15 protein-coding genes and 1 pseudogene are annotated in these 17,472 nt (G+C 70.3%); 9 read left to right on the forward strand and 7 right to left on the reverse strand.

Annotation, left to right across the window (positions count from 1 at the left end; all coding sequences use genetic code 11):
• Positions 1 to 97: 97 nt before the first annotated feature.
• A complete protein-coding gene (gene prmC / locus ACFPN1_RS08035; protein WP_386754335.1) occupies positions 98 to 940 on the reverse strand; it encodes a peptide chain release factor N(5)-glutamine methyltransferase in 843 nt (280 codons plus the stop codon).
• 312 nt (positions 941 to 1,252) lie between these two features.
• On the opposite strand from prmC, the gene ahpC reads away from it, so the two are divergent.
• The 4 genes from ahpC (at position 1,253) to ACFPN1_RS08055 (ending at position 6,369) form a co-directional block, all read left to right on the forward strand.
• Positions 1,253 to 1,816: an alkyl hydroperoxide reductase subunit C gene (ahpC, locus tag ACFPN1_RS08040; protein ID WP_386754336.1), complete on the forward strand. Its 564-nt coding sequence runs from the start codon at positions 1,253 to 1,255 to the stop codon at positions 1,814 to 1,816.
• Between the two features lie 299 nt (positions 1,817 to 2,115).
• Entirely contained in the window at positions 2,116 to 3,693 is a 1,578-nt protein-coding gene (gene ahpF / locus ACFPN1_RS08045; RefSeq protein WP_386754337.1) for an alkyl hydroperoxide reductase subunit F, read from the forward strand.
• A gap of 1,045 nt (positions 3,694 to 4,738) precedes the next feature.
• Entirely contained in the window at positions 4,739 to 5,686 is a 948-nt protein-coding gene (gene oxyR, locus ACFPN1_RS08050) for a DNA-binding transcriptional regulator OxyR (protein ID WP_386754338.1), read from the forward strand.
• Positions 5,683 to 6,369: a hypothetical protein gene (locus ACFPN1_RS08055; RefSeq protein ID WP_386754340.1), complete on the forward strand. Its 687-nt coding sequence runs from the start codon at positions 5,683 to 5,685 to the stop codon at positions 6,367 to 6,369. Before oxyR ends, ACFPN1_RS08055 begins: the two co-directional genes overlap by 4 nt.
• A gap of 97 nt (positions 6,370 to 6,466) precedes the next feature.
• Here ACFPN1_RS08055 and ACFPN1_RS08060 read toward each other — a convergent pair whose 3' ends face one another.
• The 4 genes and pseudogenes from ACFPN1_RS08060 to ACFPN1_RS08075 all read right to left on the reverse strand — a co-directional run bounded on the left by ACFPN1_RS08060 (position 6,467) and on the right by ACFPN1_RS08075 (position 9,303).
• Entirely contained in the window at positions 6,467 to 7,381 is a 915-nt protein-coding gene (locus tag ACFPN1_RS08060; protein ID WP_386754842.1) for a DMT family transporter, read from the reverse strand.
• 21 nt (positions 7,382 to 7,402) lie between these two features.
• A pseudogene (locus tag ACFPN1_RS08065) lies at positions 7,403 to 8,049 on the reverse strand (glutathione S-transferase family protein); the annotation flags it as partial.
• A gap of 253 nt (positions 8,050 to 8,302) precedes the next feature.
• The gene (locus ACFPN1_RS08070; RefSeq protein ID WP_386754341.1) at positions 8,303 to 8,569 is read right to left on the reverse strand and encodes a putative signal transducing protein; all 267 of its coding nucleotides are present in this window, start codon (positions 8,567 to 8,569) and stop codon (positions 8,303 to 8,305) included.
• Positions 8,570 to 8,784: 215 nt separating this feature from the next.
• Positions 8,785 to 9,303 carry an adenine phosphoribosyltransferase gene (locus ACFPN1_RS08075; RefSeq protein WP_386754342.1) on the reverse strand — a complete coding sequence of 173 codons (519 nt, stop codon included), beginning with the start codon at positions 9,301 to 9,303 and terminating at the stop codon, positions 8,785 to 8,787.
• A gap of 676 nt (positions 9,304 to 9,979) precedes the next feature.
• Between ACFPN1_RS08075 and ACFPN1_RS08080 the strand changes: the two genes are divergently transcribed.
• From ACFPN1_RS08080 to ACFPN1_RS08100, 5 genes are all read left to right on the forward strand, one after another.
• Positions 9,980 to 11,728, forward strand: coding sequence for a glutamine--tRNA ligase/YqeY domain fusion protein (locus ACFPN1_RS08080; RefSeq protein WP_386754343.1), 1,749 nt, complete (start codon positions 9,980 to 9,982; stop codon positions 11,726 to 11,728).
• Between the two features lie 10 nt (positions 11,729 to 11,738).
• Entirely contained in the window at positions 11,739 to 12,242 is a 504-nt protein-coding gene (locus tag ACFPN1_RS08085) for a hypothetical protein (protein WP_386754344.1), read from the forward strand.
• A complete protein-coding gene (locus ACFPN1_RS08090; protein WP_386754346.1) occupies positions 12,242 to 12,817 on the forward strand; it encodes a nucleoside deaminase in 576 nt (191 codons plus the stop codon). The genes ACFPN1_RS08085 and ACFPN1_RS08090 overlap by 1 nt, the downstream gene beginning before the upstream one ends.
• 19 nt (positions 12,818 to 12,836) lie before the next feature.
• Positions 12,837 to 13,898, forward strand: a complete 1,062-nt coding sequence (gene rlmM / locus ACFPN1_RS08095; RefSeq protein WP_386754844.1) for a 23S rRNA (cytidine(2498)-2'-O)-methyltransferase RlmM — start codon at positions 12,837 to 12,839, stop codon at positions 13,896 to 13,898.
• A 147-nt stretch (positions 13,899 to 14,045) separates the two neighbouring features.
• Entirely contained in the window at positions 14,046 to 14,852 is an 807-nt protein-coding gene (locus ACFPN1_RS08100; RefSeq protein WP_386754347.1) for an EF-hand domain-containing protein, read from the forward strand.
• Positions 14,853 to 14,947: 95 nt separating this feature from the next.
• Here the strand turns inward: ACFPN1_RS08100 and ACFPN1_RS08105 are convergent, their stop codons facing one another.
• Positions 14,948 to 16,135 (reverse strand): FAD-dependent oxidoreductase, encoded by a 1,188-nt coding sequence (locus tag ACFPN1_RS08105; protein WP_386754348.1) that lies wholly within the window; start codon positions 16,133 to 16,135, stop codon positions 14,948 to 14,950.
• Positions 16,132 to 17,421: a 2-octaprenyl-6-methoxyphenyl hydroxylase gene (gene ubiH / locus ACFPN1_RS08110; protein WP_386754350.1), complete on the reverse strand. Its 1,290-nt coding sequence runs from the start codon at positions 17,419 to 17,421 to the stop codon at positions 16,132 to 16,134. Before ubiH ends, ACFPN1_RS08105 begins: the two co-directional genes overlap by 4 nt.
• Between the last annotated feature and the right edge of the window lie 51 nt (positions 17,422 to 17,472).

Consider the following 17,472-nt stretch of genomic DNA (forward strand, 5'->3'; position numbering starts at 1 on the left):
ACCGGCCGGTCCGTGTGTCGTGGGCGGGAAAAAATTCTAGCGTACGGGGCGCAGGCATCCCGTGGCGTCTTCCTTTGATCACGACGTCGGAAGACGGCTAGTCCGGCTTGCGCCCCAGCGTCACCCGGTCGCGCCCTTCCAGGTCGCGCTCGGTGGCCACGTCCACGAAGCCCGCGCGCAGCAGCAATTCGCGTACCGCCGCGCCCTGCTCCCAGCCGTGCTCCAGCAGCAGCCAGCCGCCGGCGTCCAGGTGCGCCGGCGCGTCCGCCACGATCCGCCGGATCGCATCGAGCCCGTCGATGCCCGAGCTCAGCGCCGACGCCGGTTCGAAGCGCAGGTCGCCTTCGCCCAGGTGCGGATCGTCGAGGGCGATGTAGGGCGGATTGCTGGCAATCAGGTCGAAGCGTTCGCCGGCGAGCGGCGCGAACCAGTCCCCTGCGCGGAAGGCCAGGTTCGCCAGGCCCAGCGTGCGCGCGTTGGCTTCCGCGACCGCGAGCGCCGGTGCGCTGGCATCGGTGGCGATCACCCGCGCCTGCGGCCGCTCGCCGGCGAGCGCCAGCGCGATCGCCCCGCTGCCGGTGCCGAGGTCGGCGATGCGCAGCGACTGCCCGGCCGGCAGCCGCGCCAGCGCCAGCTCGACCAGCAGCTCGGTTTCCGGGCGCGGGATCAGCGTGGCCGGCGTCACCGCCAGGTCGAAGCGCCAGAAGCCGCGATGGCCGGTGAGGTAGGCGACCGGTTCGCCCTGTTCGCGACGCTGCACCAGCGCCTCGAACGCGGCCGCGACCTCGGCAGGCACAGGATCCTCGCGATGCGCCAGCAACCAGCTGCGCGGCCGGCCCAGTGCATGCGCCAGCAGGAAGTCGGCATCGACGGCCTCGATCCGCGTGCGCGCGTCGCGCAGCAGGACGTCGAGGCGGGGCGCGGGGGCGGGGGCGGTCATGGCGCGCATGGTAGCGATCCGCCGTTTCGACACGCCGTTTCGATCCGCCGTTTCGACACGCCGCTTCGACCTGCCGCTTCGACCTGCCGTTTCAACCGGCCGCTTCGACACACCGCTTCAACCGGCGCTTCAACCCGTCCCATACACGCACGGAACGGCCCCTGGGGTACACCGTCACGCCCGGCGGACGCCGGACCCATTCATAGACAATTGCTATCGCACCAATCGCATCAATCGAATTGATCAATTCGATCGCCGCGCCTAGCATCCCCACCTGTCTTCCCACCCACCCTCAACCAAGGACGACATTCAATGTCTTTGATCAACACCGAAATCAAGCCGTTCAAGGCGCAGGCCTACCACAACGGCAAGTTCATCGAAGTCACCGACGCCAGCCTCAAGGGCAAGTGGTCGGTGGTGGTGTTCTACCCGGCCGACTTCACCTTCGTCTGCCCGACCGAACTCGAGGACCTGGCCGACCATTACGCCGAGTTCCAGAAGCTGGGCGTCGAGGTCTACGGCGTTTCCACCGACACCCACTTCTCGCACAAGGCGTGGCACGACACCTCCGAGGCGATCAAGAAGGTGCAGTACCCGCTGGTGGGCGACCCGACCGGCACGATCACCCGCAACTTCGACGTGATGATCGAAGAGGAAGGCCTGGCGCTGCGCGGCACCTTCGTGATCAATCCGGAAGGCCAGATCAAGCTGTGCGAGATCCACGACAACGGTATCGGCCGCGACGCGTCCGAGCTGCTGCGCAAGGTCAAGGCCGCGCAGTACGTCGCCTCGCATCCGGGTGAGGTCTGCCCGGCCAAGTGGCACGAGGGCGAGAAGACCCTGAAGCCGTCGCTCGACCTCGTCGGCAAGATCTGATCCACGTCCTGCGGTCCGCCCTTGCAAGGGCGGACCGACAGGGAATGCTTGCAACAGCGGCTGCGTCGGCGACATCCCCACGCGCCGCAGCGCACCAGGGAAAAGCGAGCTCCCTCCCCCGCTCCTTTCCCGGCCCGGCGCAGCCGCTCCTGCAAGCATTTCCATCGCCGTGCCCGCGCAGGCGGGCCTCCATGGACGTTGGCAATCGTCCACTCGTGAAAGACAGCGCCCATGGATTCCCGCTTTTGCGGGGATGACGCCATCGGCTTCCCGTTTCGCCGCCCTCGCCCGGAGTTCCCATGCTCGACGCCGACCTGAAGACCCAACTGCAGGCCTACCTCACCCGCGTGCAGCAGCCGATCGAACTGGTCGCCTCGCTCGACGACGGCGACGCTTCGCGCGAGCTGGAAGCGCTGCTGCACGAGATCGCCGCGATGTCCGACAAGATCAGCTATCGCCGCGCCGACGACGACGCGCGCCGGCCGTCGTTCGCGATCTCCCGCGTGGGCACCGACATCGAAGTGCGCTTCGCCGGCATCCCGCTCGGCCACGAATTCACCTCGCTGGTGCTGGCGCTGCTGCAGGTCGGCGGCCATCCACCGAAGATCGAGGAAGCCCTCGCCCACCAGGTGCGCGAACTGCAGGGTGAGTTCCGCTTCGAGACCTTCATGTCGCTGCACTGCCAGAGCTGCCCCGACACCGTGCAGGCGCTCAACCTGATGAGCGCGCTCAACCCCAACATCAGCCACGTCGCCATCGACGGCGCGCTGTTCCAGGACGAGGTCGAGGCGCGCGAGGTGCTGTCGGTGCCGACCGTGTTCCTCAACGGCCAGCCCTTCGACCAGGGCCGCATGAGCGTCGAGCAGATCGTCGCGCGCCTCGACACCGGCGCGGCCGAACGCGCGGCGCAACAGATCGCGAACAAGGCGCCGTTCGACGTGCTCGTGGTCGGCGGCGGCCCCGCCGGCGCGGCCGCGGCGATCTACACCGCGCGCAAGGGCATCCGCACCGGCATCGCCGCCGAGCGTTTCGGCGGCCAGGTGCTGGACACGATGGCGATCGAGAACTTCGTCTCGGTCTCCTACACCGAAGGCCCGAAGCTGGCGACCGCGCTGGAACAGCACGTGCGCGATTACGAAGTCGACGTGATGAACCTGCAGCGCGCGAGCAAACTGGTACCGGCGAAGACGCCGGGGGGTCTGATCGAAGTGCAGCTGGAAAACGGCGCGGCGCTGCAGGCGAAGTCGGTGATCCTTTCGACCGGCGCGCGCTGGCGCAACATGAACGTGCCGGGCGAACAGGAATACCGCAACAAGGGCGTGACCTTCTGCCCGCACTGCGACGGCCCGCTGTTCAAGGGCAAGCGCGTGGCGGTGATCGGCGGCGGCAATTCCGGCGTGGAAGCCGCAATCGACCTGGCCGGCATCGTCGCCCATGTCACCCTGATCGAGTTCGACGGCAAGCTGCGCGCGGACGAAGTCCTGCAGCGCAAGCTGCGCAGCCTGCCGAACGTGGACGTGCTGGTCAGCGCGCAGACCACGGAAGTGCGCGGCGACGACAGCCGGGTCACCGGTCTGGTCTATACCGACCGCAACAACGGCAGCTCGCACACGCTCGATCTGGAAGGCATCTTCGTGCAGATCGGCCTGCTGCCGAACACCGAATGGCTCAAGGGCACGGTGGAGCTGACGCCGCGCGGCGAGATCGTGATCGATGAACGCGGCGCGACCTCGGTGCCGGGCGTGTTCGCCGCGGGCGATGCCACCACGGTGCCGTACAAGCAGATCGTGATCGCGATGGGCGCGGGCTCGACGGCGGCGTTGAGTGCGTTCGATCATCTGATCCGGACGAGTGCGCCCATGGAAGAGGCGGCCTGACGGAATTCCAGCCGCGGAAGCACAGCCGCTCCCGCTTGCGAAAGGTCGCCCGCTCTTCTCCCCGTCAGCGGAAGTCGTTCCCTCTTCTCCCCGCCTGCGGGGAGAGGGAAGACGACTTTGTGTCCTCTTCTCCCCGCTCGCGGGGAGAAGATGCCCCGAAGGGGCAGATGAGGGGGAGCGAGCGAAGCGAGCTGCTTTTCCCCGAAGCAAGCAACACCAACAGCAACGGCAACGGCAAACGGCGACGGCAACAGCAACAGCAGCTCGCTGCGCTCGCGCCCCTCACCCGCCCTCCGGGCACCCTCTCCCCGCAAGCGGGGAGAGGGAAGACGACTTTGCGTCCTCTTCTCCCCGCTCGCGGGGAGAAGATGCCCCGAAGGGGCAGATGAGGGGGGGCGAGCGAAGCGAGCTGCTTTCCTCCGAAGCAAGCAACAGCAACAGCAACGGCAACGGCAACAGCAACAGCAACAGCAACAGCAACGGCAACGGCAACGGCAACGGCAACGGCAACAGCAGCTCGCTGCGCTCGCGCCCCTCACCCGCCCTCCGGGCACCCTCTCCCCGCAAGCGGGGAGAGGGAAGACGACTTTGCGTCCTCTTCTCCCCGCTCGCGGGGAGAAGATGCCCCGAAGGGGCAGATGAGGGGGGGCGAGCGAAGCGAGCTGCTTTCCTCCGAAGCAAGCAACAGCAACAGCAACGGCAACGGCAACAGCAACAGCAACAGCAACGGCAACGGCAAACGGCAACGGCAACGGCAACAGCAGCTCGCTGCGCTCGCGCCCCTCACCCGCCCTCCGGGCACCCTCTCCCCGCAAGCGGGGAGAGGGAAGACGACTTTGCGCCCTCTTCTCCCCGCTCGCGGGGAGAAGATGCCCCGAAGGGGCAGATGAGGGGAGCGAGCGAAGCGAGCTGCTTTTCCCTCCGAAGCAACGCCAACGGCAACGGCAACAGCAACAGCAGCCCGCTGCGCTCGCGCCCCTCACCCGCCCTCCGGGCACCCTCTCCCCGCAAGCGGGGAGAGGAAATCGTCGCTACCATCGCCCGCATGAACCTGCGCGACCTCAAGTACCTCGTCGCCCTCGCCGACCACAAGCATTTCGGCCGCGCCGCGGCGGCGAGCTTCGTCAGCCAGCCGACGCTGTCCACGCAGATCCGCAAGCTCGAGGACGAACTCGGCGTCGCCCTGGTCGAACGCGCGCCGCGCAAGGTGATGCTGACGCCGGTCGGGCGCGAGATCGCCGAACGCGCGCGCAAGGTCATCGCCGACGTCGACCAGATGACCCAGATCGCGCGCCGCAGCCAGGACCCCGAAGCGGGCACGGTGCGGCTGGGGCTGTTCCCCACGCTCGGTCCGTACCTGTTGCCGCACGTGGTGCCGAACCTGCGCAAGCGCTTCCCGCGCCTGGAACTGCTGCTGGTCGAGGAGAAGACCGACCAGATCCTCGCGCGCCTGCGCGACGGCCGCCTCGATGCCGGCCTGCTCGCGCTGCCGATCCACGACGACCAGCTGCACGTCGAGCCGCTGTTCGACGAACCCTTCCTGCTCGCGGTGCCGCAGCAGCATGCGTTCGCGAAGCAGTCCTCGCTCGCGGTCGGCGACCTCGACGACCAGCACCTGCTCCTGCTCGAGGAAGGCCATTGCCTGCGCGACCAGGCGCTGGACGTGTGCCGCATGGCCGGCGCCGACGAACGCGACGGCTTCCGCGCCACCTCGCTGGAAACGCTGCGGCAGATGGTCGCCGCCGGCGTGGGCATCACCCTGCTGCCGGTGCTCGCGGTGCAGCCGCCGGTGCCGGCCTCGCCCGACATCCGCCTGCTGCCGTTCCGCGGCGAGGCGCCGCACCGCGAGATCGCGATGGTGTGGCGGCGCAGTTCGGCGATGGGCGATTTCCTCAAGCAGCTGGCGAACGAATTGCGCAGCCTGCCCAAGGCCCTGCTCAAGCCGCCGGCACCGACGCCGGCGCGCTCGCGCCGGAGCGCCACCAAACCGTGATGGGACGCGGTGGCTGGCTGCTGTTGCTGCTCGCCGTCGCGATCGGCTGGTGGTATTCGCCGCTGTCGCCGCGCAAACCGCACGGTTACGAGCGCCTCGACGCCGCGCCGACGCAATCCGCAACCGCCGACGCCGCGCGCGACGCATCACCCGTCGCCTGCGCCTTGCCGCCGCGCGTGGCGCCGTTCGATTCGCCGTTGCAGACGCCGGTGCCGGCGAACCTCGCGCCGTTCCGCCTGCGCGCCGCCACGCTGACGCCGCTGGCCGGCTTCAGCATCGACGCGCGCGTGCTGTCGCGTCGCGACTACCGTTCCGATCGCGAAGCCGGACTCGCGCCGGTGGATTTCGCGCTCGGCTGGGGCCGCATGCGCGACGACGCCGTGCTCGCCCGCCTGACGATTACCCAGTCTTCGCGCTGGTACCACTACCGCTACGGCGGCGAACCGCCGATCCCGCAGGCGGAGATCGACCGTTCCGCCGCGAACATGCACCTGATACCCGGCAGCACGGAAATCGCCGCCGAACTGCGCAAGGTGGACGCCGGCGAACGCGTGCGCATCGACGGCTGGCTGGTGGAAGCGCAGGCGCCCGACGGCTGGCACTGGCGCAGCTCGACCAGTCGCGAAGACACCGGCGCCGGCGCGTGCGAACTGATCTACGTCTGCGCGGTGACACGGCTGTAGGGAGGGCCCTGGCCCACCGGCATTTTTTCGATGCGCGCGAATCCGCGAACACAGGGCTTCGCGGCGGGAGCGGCGGGCTCGAGCCCGCCCTACGCATCTACGACGTGGCGGTGGCCGGTTCGCGCCGCGTCTGCCCGCGCACCAGACCGAGGAAGATGCCCGCCAGCGACAGGCCCAGGCCGAACAGCTCCACCACGCCCAGCCGCGTGCCGAACAGCAGCGCATCCCACACGTAGGACAGCAGCGGCTGCAGCAGCAGGCACAGGCCGAGCACGCCGGCGGGCAGCTTCGGCATCACCCGCCCGATCACCAGCCAGCCGAACACCTGCGCGATCAGCGCGTACGCCAGCAGCGCGCTCCAGTCGCGCACGCCCTGCGGTTGCAGCGCCTCGCCACCGAGCAGGCTCATCGGCAGCAGCAGCGCCGCGGTGAGCAGGCACAGCCACCACAGCATCGCCTCGTTGGCGACGTGCGCGCGCTGCGCCTGGCCCGCGCGGAACGCGATCAGGAATCCGCCATACGCCACCGCCGTACCCAGCCCGAAGGCGATGCCGATGCGGAAGCGCGCATCGAAGCCTTCCCAGCCCGGTGCGAGCAGCAGCGCGAGTCCGGCCAGCGCCATCAGCAGCCCGGTCCACAAGCGCCAGCCACCGCGTTCGCCGAGCACGAAGCTGCCATAGGCGGCGAGCGCGAACACCTGGAAGTTGCCGAGCAGCGTCGCCAGCCCCACGCCCACGTAGAGGATGCTCCGGTGCCACATCCACAGATCGGCGGCGAAGAACAGCGCGGCGACGACCAGCAGGCCGAACACGCGCGCATCCGGTTTCCACGCCCGGCGCATCTCGCCGCGCAGCAGCCACGCCAGCAGCAGCACCGCGGCCAGCCCCATGCGCCAGAACGCCGAGGCGGTCGGACCGATCCCGACCCACTTCACGAACACCGCCGAGGTGCTGATCAGGGCCGCGCCCAGCGCCATCGCGGCGAGCGCGCCGCGCGTGTAGGCGTGGCTCATGCCTGCACCAGCCGGTCGGTGTCCTCGATGCGCTCGACTTCGGCGTCCGCCGCGGCGAGCCACTCGCGCATCGCCGGCAGCGCGAGCAAGGTGTCGACGTAGTCGCGCGCATTGGCGTCCATCGACACGCCATAACCGACGAAGCGCATCGCCACCGGCGCGAACATCGCATCGACGATGCCGAAGCCGCCGCACAGGAAGTCGCCCTGCCCGGCGAATTCACCGCGCAGTTCGCGCCACAGCTGCTGCACGCGGTCGACGTCGGCTTGCAGCGCCGCCTGCGCAGCGGCTTCGCCGCGATAGGCGTCGGGATGGCGCCGGCAATTCATCGGCATCTGCGTGCGCAGCGTGCGGAAACCCGAATGCATTTCCGCCGCCGCCGCGCGCGCCTTCGCTCGCGCGCGCAGGTCGACAGGCCAGCCGCGGCCGTCGAGCCAGCGCTCGTTGACGTATTCGCAGATCGCCAGCGAGTCGGGCACGACCAGGCCGTCGTCGTGCAGTACCGGCACGGTGCGCGTAGGCGACCAGTTGCCGATTTCGGCGTGGAATTCCGGCGTGTCCAGCTTCAGGCGCAGCTCGTCGAAGGCGACGCCGAAATGCCGCAGCAGCAGCCACGGGCGCAGCGACCACGAGGAGTAGTTCTTGTTGCCGATCACGAGCAGGGGCATGGCAGGGTCCGGGCGAGGGGCGGCGCCCATTGTCACGTGTGGGGCAGGTGGTGGCGATCCGGGGGCGGAACGGAGTCGTCGCGTAGGCGGGGCGTGCGGGGCGAAGAGCAAAAGCGCCCCTCATCCGCCCCCGATCAAAAGCATTCGGGGGAGGCTCTTCGGGCACCTTCTCCCCGCAAGCGGGGAGAAGGGAGAGTCAAAGGCGCGTCGGCGTGCGGTTCATCCCTCGCCAGGAAGTTGCTCCCTGAACCCCTTACGCCGGCAACCACCCGAAGTCGTCGCCGCCCTCTTCTTCGGCCTGCGCGCCAACCTCACCCAGCGGCAACGCCTGCACGATGTCGCGGGCCTGCGGCCAGACCACGTCGGGGACGCACACCGCGATCACGCCGAACAGCGGCAGCTCGCCCATCCCGCCCAGCAGCTGCTCGCCGCGCAGGAACACCGGGATTTCCTCCGCTTCCAGCGCGTGCCGCACCAGGTGCGCATCGATCAGGTTCGCGGCTTCGTAGACGACTTTCATCGCGACCTCCGGCGTTCGCATCGCGCAGTCAGCATACGCCTGACGGCAGGATGCGGGCTGCGCCGCCCACGGCGGGTGGGCCGCCGCTGCGCAGGGTGGGCCCCGGCCCATCGCCTTTGTGCGATGCGCGGTGGGGCAATGTCGTGGCCATGTCGCGCGGTATGGCGGGCTTGAGCCCGCCCTACCTGGCTATGGGGTCCGGATGCGTGTCCGCCTCAGCAATGCAGCAACGCCCGCAACGGCACCGCGACTGGCCAGCGTCTGCGCCCCGCCAGCGCGTCGATCTCGATCACCACGCCCGCGCCCACGATCTCCGCACCGATGGTCTCGAGCAGGCGCCGGCCCGCTTCCAGGGTGCCGCCGGTGGCGAGCACGTCGTCCACCAGCAGCACGCGTGCGCCCCTGGGCAGGCCCTGCGCGCCGATCTCCAGCCGCGCGCTGCCGTATTCCAGGTCGTAGTCGATGCCGACGATCGGCGGCGGCAGCTTGCCGACCTTGCGCAGCGGCACGAAGCCGGTCTTCAGCTCCAGCGCCATCGCCGCGCCGAAGATGAAGCCCCGCGACTCGATCCCGCACACCGCGTCGATCGCCGTGCCGCGCCACGGCGTCGCCAGTGCGGTGATGCAGGCGGCGAAGCCGGTCGGATCGGCCAGCAGCGGCCCGATGTCCTTGAACACGACGCCGGGCTTGGGGAAGTCGGGCACGTCGCGGATGAGCAGGTTGAGGTTGGTCATGACGCGAGCTTACGGCGTCGGCGCCGCGCGCACCCGCGCCGGATCCGGTCGGCGAGCACCTCCGGGTCCACTCACGGACGTACTGCGGTCCACCCGCGCGCGCTCCGGGTTCGCGCACAGTCGACTGCGGCCCAGTCACGAGCATCTTGCGGTTGGCGCACCGCCGACTGCGGTCCACTCACGAGTGCCGCCGGCTCCGCTTGCGGTCGACCGCGGTCCACCCGCGAGCGTCTCCGGGTCCACTCACGGACGTACTTCGGTCTCCCTGCGGGCATCGCCGGGTTCGCGTACAGCCGACAACGGACCATCCGCGAGCACCGCCGGATCCACTCACGGACGTACTGCGGTCCACTCACGGGCATCTCCGGTACCCGCACAGGCGCACTTCGCTCGACTCACGAGCGCCTCCGGGTCCACTCGCGGACCTACTGCGGTCCACTCACGAGCATCTCCAGGTCCCCGCCAGGATGTGTTGCGGTCCGCTCACGAGTATCCCGGCGCTCAGGCACGCGCCACTGCCGCCCACCCATCATTGCCACCGGCGACCTGCGGCCCGGCCGTTCCGCCATCGCGCCGACCGCACATTTCGGCGCCCCCGCGCCGGGCGGCCGCCACTGCGGCCCCCATCGTCCCCACCGGCTAAACTGCGCGTTCTCCCACGCCTCCGCCGTCCTGCATGTCCGCCACGCCTGCCACCACCGCCGTCCCCGCCACGCCGGAGAAGAACGACTTCATCCGCCAGATCGTTCGCGAGGACCTCGCCAGCGGCAAGCACACGGCGATCCGCACCCGCTTCCCGCCCGAGCCCAACGGCTACCTGCACATCGGCCACGCCAAGGCGATCTGCCTGGACTTCGGCGTCGCGGCCGAGTTCGGCGGCGACTGCAACCTGCGCCTGGACGACACCAACCCGGCCAAGGAAGACCCCGAGTACGTCCGCGCCATCCAGGACGACGTGCGCTGGCTCGGCTTCCAGTGGCACGACCTGCGTCATGCGTCGGACTACTTCGAGGTCCTGTACCTGGCCGCGGAGAAGCTGATCAAACAGGGCGACGCCTTCGTCTGCGACCTCAGCGCCGAACAGGTGCGCGAATACCGCGGCACGCTGACCGAGCCGGGCCGCAATTCGCCGTACCGCGACCGTTCCGTCGAAGAGAACCTCGACCTGTTCCGCCGCATGCGCGCGGGCGAGTTCCCCGACGGCGCCCGCACCCTGCGCGCGAAGATCGACATGGCCTCGGGCAACATCAACCTGCGCGATCCGGCGCTGTACCGGATCAAGCACGTCGAGCACCAGAACACCGGCAACGCCTGGCCGATCTATCCGATGTACGACTTCGCGCATTCGCTCAGCGACGCGGTCGAAGGCATCACCCATTCGCTGTGCACGCTGGAGTTCGAGGACCACCGCCCGCTGTACGACTGGTGCGTGGACAAGGTCGACCTGGCGCATTCGCCGGAACTGGTGAAGCCGCTGACCGACAAGGGCCTGCCGTTCGAGGCGCGCAAGCCGCGCCAGATCGAGTTCTCGCGCCTGAACTTCAACTACCTGGTGATGAGCAAGCGCAAGCTGATGGCGCTGGTCACCGAAGGCCTGGTCGACGGCTGGGACGATCCGCGCATGCCGACGCTGCAGGGCATCCGCCGCCGCGGCTACACGCCGTCGGCGCTGCGCCTGATGGTCGACCGCGTCGGCATCAGCAAGCAGAACTCGCTGCTCGACCTCTCGATCCTGGAAGGCGCCCTGCGCGACGACCTCGATGCGCACGCGCCGCGGCGCATGGCGGTGATCGATCCGCTGAAGCTGGTCCTGACCAATCTGCCCGAGTCGCACGAGGAAGCGCTGACGTTCTCGAACCACCCGAAGGACGCGACGCAGGGCGAGCGCCAGGTGCCGTTCGCGCGCGAGCTGTGGATCGAGCGCGAGGACTTCGAGGAAGTGCCGCCGCCGGGCTTCAAGCGCCTCACCGTCGGCGGCGACGTGCGCCTGCGCGGCGCCGGCATCATCCGTTGCGACGAAGTGGTGAAGGACGCCGATGGCAAGGTGATCGAACTGCGCTGCACGCTCGACCCGCAGTCGCGCCCCGGCATGGAAGGCGCGAACCGCAAGGTGAAGGGCACCATCCACTGGGTGAGCGCGAAGCACGCCGTCGCCGCCGAAGTGCGCCTGTACGACCGCCTGTTCACCGTGGCCGATCCGGACAACGACGAAGGCGGCAAGAGCTACAAGGATTACCTCAATCCCCACTCGCGCCGCGTCGTCACCGGTTACGTCGAACCGGCCGCGGCGCAGGCCGCGCCCGAGCAGTCGTTCCAGTTCGAGCGCATCGGCTACTTCGTCGCCGACCGCTACGACCATCGCAGCGAGCAGCCGGTGTTCAACCGCAGCGTCACGCTGCGCGACACCTGGTCGACCAAGGGCTGAGGAGTCCGTCATGCGAGCGATCCGCCCGTTGCGATGGTTGTTGCGTGCCGGAGCGTTCGCCTGCGTGTCCGTCGCCCTGGCCGCGTGCGCCGCGCCGGCGCCGGGTGTCGACGCCGCGCAGGACACGCCCGCGACGGCGGCGGCACCGGCATCGGCACCGCCCGCCGCGACGCCCGAGTCCCGCGCCGAAGCGCCGCGCCGCACGCCGGGCACCAAGGGCCCGGTGCGCACCGGCGGCCCGATGCCGCCCGTGCGCGTGGAAACTCCGGCCGCGGATCCGGGCGACGTCGATGCGAGCTGCAGGACCGATGCCGACTGCACGGTGAAGAACGTCGGCAACTGCTGCGGCTACTACCCCGCCTGCGTCAACGTCGACAGCAAGCCCGATCCGCAGGCGGTGCAGGCGAAGTGCGCGAAGGACGGCATGGCCTCGGTGTGCGGCTTCCCCGAGATCGCGTCGTGCAGCTGCAGACAGGGCCGTTGCGAGGCCGAATCCAGCCAGGTCGTGCAGTGATGCTCTACGCCCAGATCCACCTCACCCTGCCCACGTGGGTGCACGACAGCGTCGACACCGCGCGCGCGTATGCGACCGACGAGGACAAGGTCGCGCTGGCGATCGAGCTGTCGCGCATCAACGTCGAGGAACGCAGCGGCGGCCCGTTCGGCGCGGCGGTGTTCGGTCCCGACGGTCGCGTGATCGCGGTCGGCGTCAATCGCGTGCTGCCGCATGCATGCTCGGTCGCGCACGCCGAGATGATGGCCTACATGCTCGCCCAGCAGCGCACCCAGCGCGTGCGCCTCAACCGCGATGCGCAGGACCAGCCGCTGGGCCCGATCACGCTGGCGACCTCCTCGCAGCCGTGCTGCCAGTGCTACGGCGCCACGGTGTGGGCGGGCATCGACCGCCTGCTGATCGGCGCGCGCAGCGAGGATGTCGAGGAACTCACCGAGTTCGACGAAGGCCCGCTGCCGGCGGACTGGACCGGCGAACTCGAGCGTCGCGGCATCGCGGTGACGCGCGACCTCCTGCGCGACGACGCACGCGAAGTGCTGCGCCATTACGGAGCGGCCGGTGGCGAACGGTATTGAGGCGCACGCGGCCGATGCGCTGTTCTGCTGGTGCCGGCCGGGCTTCGAGCCCGAACTCGCCGCCGAACTCACCGAGCGCGCCGCGCTCGCGAACGTGGCCGGTTATGCACGCACGCAACGCAGCAGCGGTTTCGTCGAGTTCATCAGCGACGAGGCCGAAGCGCTGTCGCGCGCGCTGCCGTTCGAGTCGCTGATCTTCGCGCGGCAGAAGCTGCTGCGGCTGGCGGAGCTGCGCGGGATCGATGCGAAGGATCGGATTGCGCCGATCCTCGCGGCGTTGGACGCGCAGGCGTCCGCGAGCCAGGGCGCGCCCTACGGGGAGCTGTGGGTCGAGCACCCGGATTCGGACGAAGGCAAGCCGCTCGCCGGTCTCGCCCGCAGCTTCGGCAACGCGCTGCGGCCGGTGCTGCGCAAGGCCGGCTGGCTCGCGCGCGAGGACGATGCGCGCAAGCCGCGCCTGCACGTGGTGTTCCTCGCCGGCGATCACGTCGTGCTCGCGCGCAGCGAACCGCATGACAGCGCGCCGTGGCCGCAGGGCATCCCGCGCCTGCGCATGCACCCGGATGCGCCGAGCCGCTCCGCACTCAAGCTCGAGGAAGCGCTGATCACGCTGCTGACCGACGACGAGCGCGCACGCCTGTTGCGCGATGGCATGCGCGGCGCCGACCTGGGCGCGGCGCCGGGAGGCTGGACCTGGGTGCTCGTGCGCAACGGCCTGCACGTCACCGCGATCGACAACGGGCCGCTGCGCCAGCACCTGCTCGACAGCGGCCGCGTCGATCACCTGCGCGCGGACGGTTTCCACTGGCAGCCGAAGGCGCCGCTCGACTGGATGGTGTGCGACATGGTCGAGCAGCCGCGCCGCGTCGCCGAGCGCATGGCCACGTGGCTGCGCGAAGGCTGGTGCCGGCACGCGATCTTCAACCTCAAGCTGCCGATGAAGAAGCGCTGGGAAGAAACGCGGCTGTGCCTGGCCCTGTTCGAACAGCAGGCGGAAAAACCGCTGCAGGTGCGCGCGCGGCAGCTGTTCCACGACCGCGAGGAAATTACCGTTTTCGCAACGCCTGCTTCACGGCGCTGAGCGATTCCTTCACGCGATTTCCACGCCGGCGCGCGCGTACGTCCTGGCGTTCAGCCCCGCGAGCGCGGTTTTACGCGGGATTGATATGCGCGGGGCTAGGTTCCCCGGGTCATCCCCGAACCGGAGGTCGCCGTGGACAAGACCCTGTTGAACAAAGGACTCCTCGCCGTTTTCGCCGCCTGCCTGAGCGCGCCGGCCTTCGCACAGGACGCGCCGCCGGCCACGACCGCCACCCAGTCGGCCGAAACCCAGGCACAGACGCAGGCCGAGGCCGCGCAGCAGACCACCGCGCCGCCGACGACGAGCACCACGACGTCGACGACCACCAGCAACGACGCGAGCACGGAAGACGGACCGAAGGCGAAGTCGCGCAGCGCCAAGGCGCGCCAGGCGGCCGCCGATGCCACCGGCACCGACAACACCACCCGCAGCGACGCGACGGCGGTGGAATCCACCCAGGAATCGACGGTCACCGGCGGCACGCAGTCAGCCACGCCGACCACCTCGAACGACGCGTCGGAAGCGATGGAGACGACCACCTCCAACGACGCGGCGGCGCAGGCGGCTACGCCGGCGACACCGGCCACACCCGCTACTCCGGCGACACCGCCGGCTACTCCGGCAACCCCTGCAACACCGGCCACGCCCGCAACACCGATGACGTCCAACGACGCGTCCGCGGCGATGCAGTCGAGCACCGGCATCGCCACGGCCGGCGCGCATGTCAGCAGCGTGGTGCTGCCGTCGGCGAACATCACCGTCACCTCGCATCCGGGCGATCCGGTTGCGGCCGGTTACCGGCCGGAATTCCGCGCGCTCGATGTCGACCAGGACGGCCTGCTGTCGCGTCGCGAAGCGGCGAAGAACGCCAAGGTGCAGCAGGATTTCGCCAGCCTCGACACCGATCACGACGGCCGGCTGTCGCGGACCGAAACGGAGAATCTGATCAACTGATCCGATCTCCGCGGCGGCGCTGCCAGCGCGCGCCGACCGATGCGCACACCGTGCAGAAGCAGACGCCCCGCTCGCGCGGGGCGTCCTGTGGTGCGTCACAGCCCGGCCGCGTGTCGCCAGAACGCGTGCCGCAGGGGCGGGAATTTGCCGACCAGCCCGAGCAGCGGTCCGCGTGCGAGGCTGGCGAGCACGGCGTCGTTCGAAAACAGCTTGTTGAGGCCGTCGAACGAATAGGCCGCCACCGCATTCTCGCTGCGCCGTTCGCGCGCCCAGCGCGCCAGCGCGGTCGCCGCACCCGGATCGCGGCCGGCGCCACGCTGGCGCCGCAGCGCGGCACGCAAGGCGCCGACATCGCGCAGGCCGAGGTTGACGCCCTGCCCCGCGAGCGGATGCACCACGTGCGCGGCATCGCCGATCACCGCGACGCGACCGGCCACGTATTGCTGCGCCAGCTGGCGGCGCAGCGGGAAGGCCGCCCGCTTCGAGACCGCGCGCAACGCGCCGAGCGTGCCGGCGAAGGCCGCGTCGAGTTCGCGCAGGAACGCCGCATCGTCGACCTGCAGCAGGCGCAGCGCTTCGGCTTCCGGCAGCGTCCACACGATTGAACTGCGATGCCCGTCTTCGCCCGCGAACGGCAGGAACGCCAGCGGCCCGGTGGGCAGGAAGCGCTGCCAGCAGGTGGCTTCGTGCGACGCCGCGTGGTCGACGAAGGCGACCAGGCCGCTCTGCGTGTAGTCGTGGGTGTAGGTCTCGATGCCCGCGAGCGAACGCAACTTCGACTCGCCGCCGTCGGCCGCCAGCACCAGCCGCGCGCGCAGGCGCGTGCTGTCGTCGAGTTCGAGCGTGGCGTGCGCTCCGTCCTGTTCCAGCGTCGCCAGCTGCGCCGGACACGACAGGCGCACGCCGGCGCCGGACAGCGCCTGCCACAGGCGATCGACGAGGAGGCCGTTCTCGACGATCCAGCCCAGTTCGCGCCGGCCGAAGGCATCGGCGTCGAAGCGCAGTTCGTCGCCGCCGGCCGCATCCCACACGCGCATGCGGCGATACGGCTGCGCGCGCGCCGCGGCGATGCCGTCCCACACGCCGAGGTCGGCGAGCAGCGCGGCATTGTCGGGGGCGAAGGCGTACACGCGCAGGTCGGGCGCTTCGGCGCGCCAGCGCGCGGGTTCGCGCGCTTCCACCAGCGCCACCTGCCAGCCGTCGCGGGCCAGTGCGAGCGCCGCCGCCGCGCCGACCACGCCGGCGCCGACGATGGCGATGTCGATCGCGTCGCGCCGGCTCATGCCAGGGCTCCCGGTTGCGTTCCGCCGCGGCACAGCGCGGGCACGTCGCCGCGGTAGCCCATCGCCGCGCCGACGAGATAGGCCTGCGCCGAGGGGAGGCGATCGGCCGCGAACAGGCCGAGGCTGCGCAGCGGGCGCAGCAGCGGCAGTTCGTTGGCGGTGAAGCGCGCCAGGCCATCGGAGAACGCCACGGTGCGCCCGCGGTCCTCGCGGCGGCGCGCGGCGTACTGCGCCAGCACCGCGGTGTCGCCGCAGTCGAAGCCCGCGCCGTTCGTTTCGCGGCGGGCGTTTTCGATCAGCTCCGCCAGGGTCAGCGCATCGCGCAGGCCGAGGTTGAAGCCCTGTGCGCCGATGGGATGGATGGTCTGCGCGGCATTGCCCACCAGCACGGCGCGCGGTGCGGTGAGCGCCTGCGCCAGCACCCGCGTGAGCGCATACGCGCTGCGCGGACCGCAGCCGAGGAAGCGGCCGACGCGCCAGCCGAACGCGGTCTGCACGCGCGCGAGGAAGGCGGCCTCGTCGAGCGCGGCCACGGCATCGGCCTCCGCGCGGGCGACGCCGTGCACCAGTCCGAAGCTGCGGTCGCCACGCGGCAACAGCGCGGTGGGGCCGTCCGCGCCGAAGCGCTCGTAGGCGGTGCCATCGGGGGCGCGCTCGCTGCGCAGGCGGGTCACGAACAGCGTCTGCGCGTAATCGTGCTCGTCCACGCCGATGCCCAGCGCCTCGCGCACGCCGCTGCGGGTGCCGTCGGCCGCCACCAGCAGGCGCGTGTGCAGCACGCGTTCGCCGTCGACATCGGCGACGCGGACGGCGCGCGTGTCGCTGCCGCCATCGGCGAGTCCGAGAAAGCGCATGGGCCGGTAACGGCGCAGGCGCGCGAGTTCCGCCAGGCGGGCTTCCAGCGCTTCGCCGAAGTCGCGCGCGACCACGATCCGGCCGAATTCGCTGCGGCCGTACTTCGCGGCTTCCAGCACGCTGCGGCCGAAGTCGCCCGCGCGGCTGACGTGGATGCGTTCGATCGCCCCGGTCGGCGCACGCAGTTTCTGCATCACGCCCAGCGCGGTGAGCGCGTTGACCGTCGCTTCGGCAAAACTCAGGTTGCGCTCGTCGAACACCGCCGGCAGCGCGCCGGGGGCGGTCGCTTCGACCAGGCCGACCTCGAGGCCGAGCCGGTCCAGCGCGATGGCGAGGCTGGCGCCGACCAGGCCGCCACCGATGATCAGCACGTCGTGGAGGACAGCCGCGCCGGGCGCGGCGCTGATCGGGGACAGGTCGGTCTGGGGCATTGCGTTATGCTAACGGACCTACGGCCGCCACCGGCCCACATGCGTACCGTT

Origin of the sequence: Lysobacter yangpyeongensis (assembly GCF_042655745.1) — a bacterium.
Taxonomy (GTDB): Bacteria; Pseudomonadota; Gammaproteobacteria; order Xanthomonadales; family Xanthomonadaceae; genus Agrilutibacter; species Agrilutibacter yangpyeongensis.